The 11,782-nt window shown below is 39.9% G+C and carries 13 protein-coding genes; 5 read left to right on the forward strand and 8 right to left on the reverse strand.

The window, feature by feature from the left end; genetic code table 11:
* The 5 genes from pgk to L655_RS0101320 all read left to right on the forward strand — a co-directional run.
* Window positions 1-134 (forward strand): phosphoglycerate kinase (pgk, locus tag L655_RS1000000126420; RefSeq protein ID WP_076916948.1); only part of this gene is annotated, 134 nt, incomplete at its 5' end.
* Window positions 135-334: 200 nt separating this feature from the next.
* Window positions 335-1,399 (forward strand): class II fructose-bisphosphate aldolase, encoded by a 1,065-nt coding sequence (gene fba / locus L655_RS0101305; RefSeq protein ID WP_007587174.1) that lies wholly within the window; start codon window positions 335-337, stop codon window positions 1,397-1,399.
* A gap of 719 nt (window positions 1,400-2,118) precedes the next feature.
* Window positions 2,119-2,808: a phosphate regulon transcriptional regulator PhoB gene (gene phoB / locus L655_RS0101310; protein WP_006791869.1), complete on the forward strand. Its 690-nt coding sequence runs from the start codon at window positions 2,119-2,121 to the stop codon at window positions 2,806-2,808.
* Window positions 2,809-2,873: 65 nt separating this feature from the next.
* Window positions 2,874-4,181 (forward strand): phosphate regulon sensor histidine kinase PhoR, encoded by a 1,308-nt coding sequence (gene phoR / locus L655_RS0101315; protein ID WP_024603832.1) that lies wholly within the window; start codon window positions 2,874-2,876, stop codon window positions 4,179-4,181.
* A gap of 115 nt (window positions 4,182-4,296) precedes the next feature.
* Window positions 4,297-5,265, forward strand: a complete 969-nt coding sequence (locus L655_RS0101320; RefSeq protein WP_024598975.1) for a phosphate ABC transporter substrate-binding protein PstS family protein — start codon at window positions 4,297-4,299, stop codon at window positions 5,263-5,265.
* A gap of 70 nt (window positions 5,266-5,335) precedes the next feature.
* Here L655_RS0101320 and L655_RS0101325 read toward each other — a convergent pair whose 3' ends face one another.
* The 8 genes from L655_RS0101325 to sfsA form a co-directional block, all read right to left on the reverse strand.
* A complete protein-coding gene (locus L655_RS0101325) occupies window positions 5,336-5,572 on the reverse strand; it encodes a hypothetical protein (protein WP_024598974.1) in 237 nt (78 codons plus the stop codon).
* A gap of 33 nt (window positions 5,573-5,605) precedes the next feature.
* Window positions 5,606-6,454 carry a pantoate--beta-alanine ligase gene (gene panC / locus L655_RS0101330; RefSeq protein WP_024603833.1) on the reverse strand — a complete coding sequence of 283 codons (849 nt, stop codon included), beginning with the start codon at window positions 6,452-6,454 and terminating at the stop codon, window positions 5,606-5,608.
* A complete protein-coding gene (panB, locus tag L655_RS0101335; RefSeq protein ID WP_024603834.1) occupies window positions 6,454-7,248 on the reverse strand; it encodes a 3-methyl-2-oxobutanoate hydroxymethyltransferase in 795 nt (264 codons plus the stop codon). Before panB ends, panC begins: the two co-directional genes overlap by 1 nt.
* A gap of 30 nt (window positions 7,249-7,278) precedes the next feature.
* The gene (folK, locus tag L655_RS0101340) at window positions 7,279-7,764 is read right to left on the reverse strand and encodes a 2-amino-4-hydroxy-6-hydroxymethyldihydropteridine diphosphokinase (protein WP_024603835.1); all 486 of its coding nucleotides are present in this window, start codon (window positions 7,762-7,764) and stop codon (window positions 7,279-7,281) included.
* Between the two features lie 4 nt (window positions 7,765-7,768).
* A complete protein-coding gene (pcnB, locus tag L655_RS0101345) occupies window positions 7,769-9,250 on the reverse strand; it encodes a polynucleotide adenylyltransferase PcnB (RefSeq protein ID WP_024603836.1) in 1,482 nt (493 codons plus the stop codon).
* 78 nt (window positions 9,251-9,328) lie between these two features.
* Window positions 9,329-10,273: a tRNA glutamyl-Q(34) synthetase GluQRS gene (gene gluQRS, locus L655_RS0101350; protein WP_024603837.1), complete on the reverse strand. Its 945-nt coding sequence runs from the start codon at window positions 10,271-10,273 to the stop codon at window positions 9,329-9,331.
* 20 nt (window positions 10,274-10,293) lie between these two features.
* The gene (dksA, locus tag L655_RS0101355) at window positions 10,294-10,737 is read right to left on the reverse strand and encodes an RNA polymerase-binding protein DksA (protein ID WP_002962671.1); all 444 of its coding nucleotides are present in this window, start codon (window positions 10,735-10,737) and stop codon (window positions 10,294-10,296) included.
* A gap of 316 nt (window positions 10,738-11,053) precedes the next feature.
* Window positions 11,054-11,773 carry a DNA/RNA nuclease SfsA gene (gene sfsA / locus L655_RS0101360; RefSeq protein ID WP_024603838.1) on the reverse strand — a complete coding sequence of 240 codons (720 nt, stop codon included), beginning with the start codon at window positions 11,771-11,773 and terminating at the stop codon, window positions 11,054-11,056.
* Window positions 11,774-11,782: the final 9 nt, after the last annotated feature.

Raw genomic sequence — 11,782 nt, forward strand, 5'->3', positions numbered from 1 at the left:
CCCTAGCCGCAATTGATAAATACGGCATTGCCGATAAAGTTTCTTATATTTCTACTGGTGGTGGTGCGTTCTTAGAGTTTTTAGAAGGCAAAAAACTTCCAGCAGTTGAAATGCTAGAGTCGCGCGCTAAGTAATTTTAGTAGCGTAAGGTGAGGGTTAATAGCCCTCACCGACAATTAATTATTAAATACCTCTCACCCTAATTTAATAGTTAATTTAGACGGAATATTACTGCAAAGCAGTGGTTTTTCGTGGCGTTGTTATAACGCCAAACTAACACATCCGTTCAAACTAGATGGTAGGGAACTACTGTCGATAAATTGGAGAATACCCAATGGCTTTAATCAGTATGCGACAACTTTTAGATCATGCAGCAGAGCATGGTTACGGCGTACCTGCTTTTAACGTTAACAATCAAGAGCAAATGCGCGCAATAATGGAAGCGGCTGACAAAACAAACAGCCCAGTAATCGTTCAGGGATCAGCTGGTGCACGTGCTTATGCTGGTGCTCCATTTATTCGTCATATGATTTTAGCAGCCGTTGAAGAATGGCCACATATCCCCGTTGTTATGCACCAAGATCACGGCACATCGCCTGGTGTATGTCAGCGTTCAATTCAGCTTGGTTTTTCATCAGTAATGATGGATGGCTCGTTAATGAGCGACGGTAAAACCCCTTCAAGCTACGAATACAATGTAGAAGTAACGCGCGAAACTGTTGCTATGGCGCATGCCTGTGGTGTATCAGTTGAAGGAGAGCTAGGTGTGCTTGGTTCACTAGAAACAGGTGAAGCTGGCGAAGAAGATGGTGTTGGCGCAGAAGGGTTACTAACCACTGAGCAAATGCTAACAGATCCTGAAGAAGCGGCTGACTTTGTAAATAAAACACACGTTGATGCACTTGCAATTGCCTGTGGTACTTCACACGGTGCTTATAAATTTACTCGCCCACCAACCGATGACATTTTAGCGATTGATCGTATTAAAGCGATTCATGCGCGTATTCCTAACACGCATTTAGTGATGCATGGTTCGTCTTCTGTTCCACAAGAATGGTTAGAAATTATTAATCAGTATGGCGGCGAAATTCCAGAAACTTATGGTGTGCCGGTTGAACAGATTGTTGAAGGCATTAAGTTTGGTGTTCGTAAGGTAAATATTGATACCGATTTACGTTTAGCATCTACCGGTGCAATTCGCCGTCATATGGCGCTAAACCCATCTAATTTCGATCCACGTAAATACCTAGCTGAAGCTACAAAAGCAATGACAGAGATTTGTGTTGCACGCTATAACTCGTTTGGTACTTCTGGTCAGGCTAGTAAAATTAAGCCAATTTCACTTGATGAAATGCACCTTAAATACTTAAGCGGCGAACTTGATCCTAAAATTAGATAATAAGTCTATTTTAAAATAAATAGTTTAAAAGCCAGTAACCCAGTTGCTGGCTTTTTTAATGCCAGTCCTTTTATATTACGGCTTCTATTGATCAGATCACTGTATTACCAACACCTTACTTTGGGATCACGCATTTACTAACACAGCCTTTTCGGATCATTACTTTACTAAGCCAAATGCACTTTTTTGCTATTTTAGGCTCTGAGATAATTTGATCGTTATTTATTTGTACAAACAATCAACAACTTATGGCTTTGACTAGGTACAACTCTGATCTGAGGGTAGATCGGCTTGGTAAAAATCTGATCTTTTATTTGGAGCTTAGTAAAATTTAGATCTATTTTTAAACGTATTGATTGTTACACAGGCGGGTTTGTTAATTTTAAAATAGCTTTAAAGTTACTTTTAAACGATCGATCTGTAAAAAAGTATTGGTTAGTAAAACAATGATCCCAGCTAATTTTGTATTATTTAATGATTTAACTAGCGACAAAAAGTAGATAATTTCAAAAATTAGCTATTTTATAAATTTATCGTAAATCTCTAATTATTACGTTAAATATTAAAAAGGTTTTAAAAATATGACGTTAATGAGGTTTTTTGTCACTAATTTGTGTTTTTTTTACCACCATTTTAATTTACACGTTACACTTTCATAAAAATGTCATACTTAGTCATAATAATGAAAACTAATTCGATAGCGTAAGAGATAAATTGGAATGTCACGTAAAGTACTAGTCGTAGATGACGAAGCTCCTATCAGGGAGATGTTGGTTTTTGTTTTAGAGCAAAATGGATTTCAAGCAATTGAAGCAGAAGATTACGACTCTGCTATTGCAGCTATGGTTGAACCTTACCCAGATATGGTTTTACTTGATTGGATGTTACCAGGTGGAAGCGGTATTCAAATTGCTAAAAAGTTTAAGCAAAACGAACACACCCGCCAAATCCCAATTATTATGCTTACAGCCCGTGGCGAAGAAGAAGACAAAGTACGCGGCCTTGAAGTAGGTGCTGACGACTACGTCACTAAGCCATTTTCTCCTAAAGAGCTTATGGCACGTATTAAAGCGGTTATTCGCCGTGTATCGCCAACCTCATTAGAAGAGGCTATTGAAGTACATGGCCTGCGTTTAGATCCTATTTCGCATCGTGTTACCTCAGAAGGTAACGAGCTTGATATGGGGCCAACCGAATTTAGATTACTGCACTTTTTTATGACCCACCCAGAGCGTGTTTATAGTCGCGAACAACTGCTTGATCATGTATGGGGAACTAACGTTTACGTAGAAGATCGCACGGTTGATGTGCACATTCGTCGCCTACGTAAAGCAATTGGCCCACTTGGACACGACCGTTTAGTGCAAACTGTACGTGGTGCTGGGTATCGTTTTTCAAGTAAGCTGTGATCAGCTTAAAGCTTAGCTAATGTGTGAAATATGCATGTATTACTACTCTAAGGTAAAGTGAGTGTATGTATCGAGTTGTTAATAAGCAGGCGTTAGTAAAGCGCCTGTTTATCTATTTTTTACCCTTACTATTAATTGGTGTGCTAGTTGGCGCGCCATTTTTGCTTTTATTTTTAGGATCTTTTTCCCTCCTTATTTGGCACTACCATCAACTTTATCGTTTGAGCGATTGGCTACTTAATCAACGCAGCTTTAATCCACCAGAGGGCGAGGGTGCATGGGAGCAAGTGTTCGAAGGTATTTATCATCTCCAGCACCGTAATCGTAAAAAACGTAATGAGCTTGCTGATTTAATTCGTCGTTTTCGCGATGGGGCTGAAGCGGTGCCCGATGCGGTTGTGGTGCTGCAAAACGATTTAAGTATTGTGTGGTGTAATCAATTAGCCCTTAAAGTGCTTGGCCTGCAGTGGCCTACGGATCATGGTCAGCGTCTTGATAATTTAATTCGCGAACCTAAGTTTGCTAAATACATGAACAAAGGCGAATTTGACGACGCGCTTGAGCTGGATAACGGCCATAGCATTGAGCAAGTACTAGAGTTTAGGGTAATGCCTTATGCAAGCACGCAACTTATGGTTGTAGTACGTGATGTAACGCGCTTAAAACAGCTAGAGCAAATGCGTAAAGACTTTGTTGCCAATGTGTCACACGAACTACGTACGCCGCTTACAGTGGTTACAGGGTATCTTGAGATGATGGATGGTGACATGATGCCGCCGCCAGCAATGTGGAACAAAGCGCAAAATACCATGCTTGAACAATGTAAGCGCATGGACAGCTTAGTCAGCCAATTATTATCGCTTTCGCGCATTGAAGGTGCACGGCGCCAAGACAACGATAAAGCTATAAATGTACCGCAATTACTTGGTTATATTCACACTGAAGCAAATTCAATTAACCAAGACAAAGGCCATGAGCTTATTTTTAATATTGATAAAACCCTTGATATTAAAGGCTCTGAGGATGAACTGCGTAGTGCGTTTTCTAATTTAGTATTTAACGCGATTCATTACACAAAACCCGGTGGCAAAGTGGAAGTATGTTGGCAACGCAAAAACAATAAAGCATGTTTTAGTGTTACCGATAATGGTGATGGTATTGCGCCTGAGCATATTAACCGTTTAACTGAGCGTTTTTATCGTGTTGATAAAGCCCGCAGCAGAACAACAGGTGGCTCAGGTTTAGGGCTTGCGATTACAAAACATGTACTAACGCGCCACGATAGTAAATTAAATATTAGTAGTGAAGTTAACAAAGGTTCGTGTTTTTCTTTTGAATTTTCAATAGATAAGATAGTTTCGCTAGCTAAGTAATTAGGCTGAAAAGCAAAGTCATAAAAGTGTCATTTAAGAGTAATGTAACTGTCATGTACTCACTTTAGAGTGGGCAGCAGTTAGAAAATGGGACGAACAAACCGGAGAACCCTACATGAAATTTAAAAACTTAGTTGCCGCAATGGGTGTGGCTGTTACAACTTTCGTATCTGCACAAGCAGTTGCTTTAGACCAAGATATTCCTGAGTATCAAAAAATTAGTGGTGTTTCAGGTAACTTCTCATCAGTAGGTTCTGACACTTTAGCCAACATGATGACGTTCTGGGCTGAAGAGTACAAACGTATTTACCCAAATGTAAATATTCAAATTCAAGCAGCAGGTTCTTCTACTGCGCCACCGGCACTTACCGAAGGTACAGCTAACCTAGGTCCAATGAGCCGTAAAATGAAATCTAAAGAAATCGAAGCGTTCGAAAAACGTTACGGTTACAAACCAACAGAAGTACGTGTAGCTATTGATGCACTTGCAGTATTTGTACATAAAGATAATCCAATTGAAGGCCTTCGTATTGACCAAGTAGATGCGATTTTTTCATCTACTCGTAAATGTGGCGCATCAGAGCAAGTTAACCGTTGGAGCGATGTTGGTCTGACAGGTGACTGGGCAGCTAAAGACGTTCAACTTTACGGACGTAACTCAGTATCAGGTACTTACGGTTACTTTAAAAAGAAAGCACTGTGTAAAGGTGATTTCCGTAATAACGTAAATGAGCAACCGGGTTCTGCATCGGTAGTACAGTCAATTTCATCTTCATTAAATGCAATTGGTTATTCTGGTATTGGTTATAAAACATCGGGCGTACGTACAGTACCGCTAGCTAAAAAAGGCGATAACTTTGTTGATGCAACACTTGATAACGTTGCGCAAGGTAAATATCCGCTATCGCGCTTTTTATATGTTTATGTGAATAAACACCCGAATAAGCCGCTATCACCTATGGAAGAACAATTTTTAAGAATGGTACTTTCAAAAGATGGTCAGCAAATTGTAGAAAAAGATGGTTATGTACCACTTTCTGCAAAGCTAGTAAAAACAGAACTTAAAAAGCTTGGTTTGAACTAATAAACCATAAGCAATAAAAAACCGCTCACTGAGCGGTTTTTTTGTGCCTAAAATTAAAAGTTTTAGGGGATTAAATATTACCTAATTTTTCGGCTTGCACTTTACACTGATTGTAGCTCTCAACACATTTACCAGAGCATACTTGTTGCTTTAAGCTATCAGCTGTTGTTTGCTGTTCACATGTACTTTCACATTGGTAATTTTGTTGAGCACACTGATTCATTTCAGGGTTTTCAACTTGGTTTTGGCAACCTACTAATAGTGCAAAAGTAAGGGCGACTACGCTTGTTTTTATTAAAGTGTGCATGCTTCTTATCCTTAAAATGGAGTCGCAATAATATTAAATTTCGACTTGAATATTGTCGATCAATCTAACACCACCAAAATAGGCTGCGGCTAAAATAACAAATTGAGTATCTTCGATTGTAGCAGTTTTTAATGTATCTCGTTGAGCAATCTCAAAATAGTCTGGCTTTAGGCCTGCTTGCTCTAAACTTTGTTTAGCTAAGCTTTCAAGTTTTACGAAGTCTTTTTCGCCACTTTTAAGTTGCTCAGCGCATGTATTAAGTGCTTTGAATAATACGGTTGCTGTCGCTTTTTGCTCGTTCGATAAGTAACCATTACGCGAGCTCATAGCAAGGCCAGAAACTTCTCGCATTGTAGGTACACCAATAACTTCAACCGGAATTGATAAGTCGCGTGCCATGGTTTTAATTACTTGCAGTTGCTGAAAATCTTTTTCACCAAAGCAGGCGTAGTCTGGTTGTACAAGGTTAAATAACTTAGTCACTATTGTAGCAACGCCTCTGAAGTGGCCAGGACGTGAGCCACCGCAATAGCCTAATGAAATATCAGGCACATCTACAAAGCTTTGTGCACCAAGTCCATTTGGATAGATTGTATCTACACTTGGAGTAAACACAATATCAGTGCCTAGTTCAGCAAGGCCTTGCTTGTCTTCGTTTAGCGTACGAGGATAGTTATCTAAATCTTCGTTAGCACCAAATTGCATTGGGTTAACAAAAATACTCACAACGACTTTATCGGCTAAGTTTTTTGCTTTTTCTACTAGCGAAAAATGCCCACGGTGCAAGTTGCCCATCGTTGGCACAAGTGCCACGCTAAGACCAGCTTGGCGCCATGCTTTAATTTGACTACGTAACGATCTAATTTCAGTAATTGACTGCATTATTTAAACTCGTGTTCAGCGCTTGGAAATGCGCCATTTTTAACGTCTGTACAATACTTTTGAACGGCTGCAGGCATATTGCCTGTTTCGAGCAAAAAGTTTTTAGAAAATTTAGGAATGTAACCTGCGGAAATACCAACAAGGTCATGCATTACCAGTATTTGGCCATCAGTTAGGCTACCAGCACCAATACCAATAGTTGGGATACTTAGAGCGTCTGTAATGCGTTTAGCCAATGCACTTGGAATACATTCAAGTACTAATAATTGTGCGCCAGCGGCTTCTAGGGCTTTTGCATCATCAATCATTTTTTGTGCTTTGTCTTCTTCGCGACCTTGTATTTTAAAGCCACCAAATACATGTACTGACTGTGGTGTAAGGCCTAAATGCCCGCAAACTGGAATGCCTTGTTGAGTAAGCGTTTTAATGCTCTCGTAAAGCCATTCTCCGCCTTCAAGCTTAATCATGTTTGCGCCAGCGCGCATAAGTTCAGCTGCATTTTTACAAGTATCACTTACGCTTGAGTAGGTCATAAACGGTAAGTCAGCAATTACAAATAATTCGCGACTACCGGCGCGTACACAGCGGGTATGATATGCAATATCTTGATTGGTTACGCCAAGGGTGTCATCGCCGCCTTGTAGTACCATACCCAAAGAGTCACCCACTAAAATAACTTCAACGCCGTTATCATGAAATAACTTTGCAAAACTAGCGTCGTAGGCTGTTAATGCAGTAATTTTGCTATTTTCTGCTTTCATTTTATTTAAAGTAGAAACGGTTATTTTAGACATAATATCCTCGCAGGCAAAAGCCTAGGTTAATTACAGAGGTAATTGTTGTAAGTCGTTGAGCGGTAAATTACTTGCAATGGTTTTTAATGCAACGCCGCTAGGTAAAATAAGTTCAGGTGCAAGCTCTAATAGCGGATAAACCACAAACTCGCGATCACTTAAACCATAATGAGGCACGGTTAAGCGCGCCGTATTTATAATTTGATCACCAAATAATAGAGTATCTATATCAAGAGTGCGTGGACCCCAACGCTCAGCTTTTCTTACTCGACCATGCTCAAGCTCAATGCTTTGTGTTAAATCAAGCAATTGCTCTGGCTTAAGGGTCGTTTTAATACACGCTACTGCATTGATATAGTCAGGTTGATCTTGTGGGCCCATAGGCTTACTAGCATAGTAATGCGATACGCTTATAAATTCACAATTGGGCAGCTTTTTAAGCGCGATTACCGCGTTATCAAGCTGCTCTTTTGGTGAGTTTAGGTTGGCACCTAAACCCAAATAAACACAGTACATGTTATTACTCAGCTGGCTTTTTAGTAGGTCGACGGCGCTTTCGCGGCTTAGGACCACCTTGATGACCTAAGTTTTTAACCATCTCTTTTTGGCCGTTTATATCTTGGCCTAAGTATTGTGTCCACCACTGGGCAAGCTCAGTATGCTGTGTTTCGCCTGCGTCTACGCGTAAGAGTAAAAAGTCGTAGGCGGCTTTGAAGCGAGGTTGCTGCGTTAGTCTGTAAGCACGTTGGCCTGCGCGTTTATCTAAGCGGTGCTGAATATGCCAAATATCGCGGGCACCTAGAGTAAAGCGTTTAGGAACCGCAATGTGTTGTGAGTTATCGCTGAGTACTTTATTCATTGCTTGTGCGAAAGCGTCGTATTCTGCAAGTTGCTCTTGGCTTTGAATCTTTTTAGTACGTTCAAGCAGCGGAAACCAAAGTAGTGCGGCAAAAATAAACGCGGGTGTTACTTTTTTATCAGCATTAATGCGCTTGTCAGTATTTTGAAACATTTGCTGAATAAGCGTGTGTTCTAGGCCACTTGGGTTTTTATCTAAGATTTTATCAAGCTCAGGAAACAGTGAGCGGAATAAGCCGTATTTACGCAGCATTAAAAAGTTAGCTTCGGCCTTGCCGTTTAAAAACAGCTTAAGAATTTCTTCAAATAAACGTGCTGGCGGAATGTTATCAAGCAAACTTGCAAGCTCGCTAATTGGCTTTTCACTTTTAGGCGCAATGCTCATATCAAGTTTAGTAGCAAAGCGAACTGCACGTAACATACGAACAGGGTCTTCGCGGTAACGCGTTTCAGGGTCGCCGATTAGCTCAATTTGTTTAGCTTTAATTGCCGCTAAGCCGTTGGCGTAATCGTGAATACTAAAATCTTTGATTGAGTAATAAAGTGCATTGATTGAAAAGTCGCGGCGCTCTGCATCTTCTTCAATACTGCCAAATACGTTGTCACGTAGTAATTGGCCTTCATCGCTTGATTGGCTTATTTGATTTTTGTCTTCTTGCGCTTCGTGATGGCCACGCATAGTCGCCACTTCAATAATTTCACGGCCAAATACAATATGTGCTAAGCGAAAGCGACGGCCAATAAGGCGACAGTTTCTAAATAGTTTTTTTACTTGATCTGGCGTCGCATTAGTAACTACGTCAAAATCTTTTGGCTGTTGGCCTAACAATATATCGCGAATACAACCACCAACAAGGTAGGCATCGTAGCCACCGTCTTTTAAGCGGTATAATACTTTGATTGCATTTGGGCTAAATTGTTTGCGAGAAATACCATGCTCACCACGAGTGACAACAATAGGTTCACTGCTTACAGAAGCGCTTTGTGCACTTGTATTCGGGCCGATTATTTGTCGGCAAAATTGAAAAAGCTTGGAAATAATAGTCTGTCTCCTAGAAGGTGTGATTGACTCTGCATTGCAATCATAAGTTACAGCAAATGAGGCGGTTATAGCCCAGTACAAGCTGTTTGACGTAATTAGCATATATTTAGGCGGCTATCATATACCAGCAGGGTTTAAAAATTAAGTTGATGTGTTGAAATTAAGCCGTTTTTAGCTATTTTATTTACTTAAATGTGTAAATTGGACTTTCTGACTACGTGGATGCTGAGAAATTTGTATTTCGGATACTTGTGGTACCTGTTTTAAGCTAAAGTTTTTAATTCCCCAAGCGATTAATTGTTCAATATTTAAATCGATTAAATCAGCTATAACAGGCAACCCTAAAAACTCAAATGCACTAATTAAAGCAGGCTTTGGATTTTGTTTGCTAATGGCGGGAGCATAGTTTTGTTTAGATAATTTGAAACCAGGCTTGGCAACCGCTAAAGGTAAATGAGCAAATTCAGGCACAGGGCTATTTAGTTGTTTAAACAAACTAATTTGCCTTGCGGTTGGCTCAATTAAATCAGCGCCTCTTACAATTCGATTAATCCTTTGATCGATATCATCGACGACCACAACAAGTTGATATGCAAATAAGCCATCGCTGCGTTTAATTAAGTAATCTTCATGGGAAAGGGCGCTATTTACTGTTATATCACCTTGAATTAAATCATTAAATTGAGTAGTTGGATGTTGCTGAACTAAGCGAAGCGCACCGGACTCCGTATTATGGCTAAGTGCTTGGCAATGCCCTTGATAAATACCGCCAATGGCTTTTATTTGTTTGCGAGTACAAGTGCAACCATAAACAAGCTTTTGTTTTAAAAGTGAGTGGGTAATATCTTGGTATAAAGGCTGACGCTGCGTTTGATATACAACAGGTTCGTCCCAGTGAAGGGCGTAGGCATGTAAGGTATTGAGAATATCGGAGTCGGCGTTTTTAACCACGCGCGTAGTGTCAATGTCTTCTATACGAACTAACCAATCTCCTTGGTTAGCTTTTGCATCTAGATAACTACCCACAGCCGCTACAAGTGAGCCAAAATGTAATGGCCCAGAAGGAGACGGTGCAAAACGACCGCGATATTTACGCATAGGCGCAGTAACGGCTGTAGGAGACATAACTAATTAATAAGTATTAATTAGCCGCGTCCAGATTGCTTTTCTTTGATTTCTGCAAGTGTTTTGCAGTCTACGCATAAATCGGCAGTAGGACGTGCTTCTAAGCGACGTATGCCAATTTCGATGCCACAAGACTCACAAAAGCCAAAATCATCTTCTTTAATCAAATTAATTGTTTTTTCAATTTTTTTGATTAATTTACGTTCGCGGTCACGAGTACGAAGTTCTAAAGAGAACTCTTCTTCTTGTGCAGCGCGGTCAACTGGGTCAGGAAAGTTAGCAGCTTCGTCTTGCATGTGCGATTTAGTACGATCAACTTCGTTACGTAAATCATTACGCCAAGTTTCTAAAATCGCTCTAAAATGAGCACGTTGTGCATCATTCATGTACTCTTCGCCTGGTTTTTCTTGGTATGGTTCTAAACCGGCTTGAGCCAATAAACCATGTTTCTTTTGGTCTGGCATAACTCTCTCCTAAATCCTTAATTTAATGCCTCAGCATTAGCCGGCGGTATAAATAACAGAATCTTATACCCTAGGCAAATTTATTTTTAATTAATCGAATTAGCTTCAACCATGCTTACTGAGTAAAAAGTGTATTAATAGTTTATTTACACTTTTAATTAATTCACATATTCGCTTTCTAAAACTTGCCTTGTTATGTGGGCAAAAGCTTTAAAAACAAGTTAATTTTTATAATTCACTTTGTATAACTTTCTTTAATTTGAGTACTTTGCTTATTTTGCAGATTACGCTTAGTTCAATCCCTTGGTTTAATACATTATTCTATAAATGCTATTCTTTTATGAAGTAAAACTTCATTAGCTGAAATTTTGGCTTTGTATGCTAATACTTCAACACCGGCTATTATTGCTTGGCTTAATAACGTGGCGTATTTTTTATCAATATGCGCAGCTGCACTTACGGTATTTATTCCTTCATGCAAAACAGCGAACAGTAATACTGCTCGGTGGCCTTGTTCGATCATTTCTATTAGTTCGCGGATATGTTTTTGCCCACGCAGTGTTTGCGCATCAGGAAAGTAGCCTTGCCCGCTTTGTGGTGCATCTTCGCTTAATAATGTGACTGATTTAACTTCTACATAGCAATTGGGCTTATTTTCGTCTGTGAGTAAAAAGTCGATTCTGCTGTTTTCGCTGCCGTACTTTACTTCGCTTTGCAATTGACTGTAGTCGAGTAGCTCGCTTATCACATTATTGTTTATTGCTTCTTCTACTACTTTATTAGCCACCGCTGTATTTACACAAATAAGCTGCGATAAGTTATTTTGCGTAAGCTCTAATGAATGCGGGTATTTTCGTTTTGCGTTATCGCTTGTTGAATAAAAAGCAGCAAAACCCGGCTCAGCGCATCCCGTCATTTTACCTGTATTAGCACAGTGGGCGGTAAATTCGCTGCCATCACTTAGTTGTAAATCAGCTAAAAAGCGTTTGTAGCGCTTTAATAAGGTGGCTGGTTGCAGCGTTGGCGTGTACTTCATAATAACTTC

It is taken from the genome of Pseudoalteromonas sp. TAE79 (genome assembly GCF_000498015.1).
Classification (GTDB): Bacteria; Pseudomonadota; Gammaproteobacteria; order Enterobacterales; family Alteromonadaceae; genus Pseudoalteromonas.